Raw genomic sequence first — 849 nt, forward strand, 5'->3', positions numbered from 1 at the left:
GGCCGCCCTCAGCGCGGTCGGTTCGCGACGCCGAACTGACGGCCGCGATCACCACGATGTACGAGGAGAACTACCACGTGTACGGAGCCCGGAAGATGTGGAAGGAGCTGGGCCGCGCCGGCCACCAGGTCGCCCGCTGCACCGTCGAACGCCTCATGAGAGCCGAAGGCCTCAAAGGGGTCCAGCGGGCCAAGTCGCCGCGCACCACCCGGCCAAGGGCTGAGACTGAGCGGCCCGCTGACCTGGTGGAACGCAAGTTCGTCGCCGAGCGCCCGAATCAACTTTGGGTCGCCGACATCACCTACATTCGCACGTACGCCGGGTGGGTGTACGCGGCGTTCATCATCGACGTCTACTCGCGGATGGTCGTCGGGTGGCAGCTGTCCAAGAACTTGTACACCGATCTGGCCCTGGACGCGCTGAACATGGCGATCTGGCAGCGCACCCACACCGGCGACGACCTCAGCGGACTGATTCATCACAGCGACCGCGGCGTGCAATACCGAGCGCTGCGCTACACCGAACGGCTCGAAGAACAGGACCTGGTGGCCTCGGTGGGTTCACGCGGCGACTCCTATGACAACGCGATGGCCGAGGCGTTCAACTCCCTGTTCAAGGCCGAGCTGATTCGCAACCGCCACAAGGGACCGTGGCGAGGAATCGACGACCTCGAGATCGCCGTCGCCGAGTACATCGACTGGTTCAACCACCGCCGGATTCACGGCGAGATCGGCTACGTCCCACCGGCGGAGTACGAAGCACAACACACGGCGGTCGAACCGGCACCAGAGTCCGTCGACGACCTCATCGACGCCAGATAACCACCCTCTACAAAACCCGGGGCTTGAC

General features: G+C 64.7%; 1 protein-coding gene. It reads left to right on the forward strand.

Translation table 11 applies throughout. The features are described from left to right. On the forward strand, positions 1–821 hold an 821-nt coding region (locus tag DCI01S_RS16500), incomplete at its 5' end, for an IS3 family transposase (protein WP_061230212.1). Positions 822–849: the final 28 nt, after the last annotated feature.

Source organism: Dietzia cinnamea NBRC 102147 (genome assembly GCF_001571065.1).
Lineage (GTDB): Bacteria > Actinomycetota > Actinomycetes > Mycobacteriales > Mycobacteriaceae > Dietzia > Dietzia cinnamea.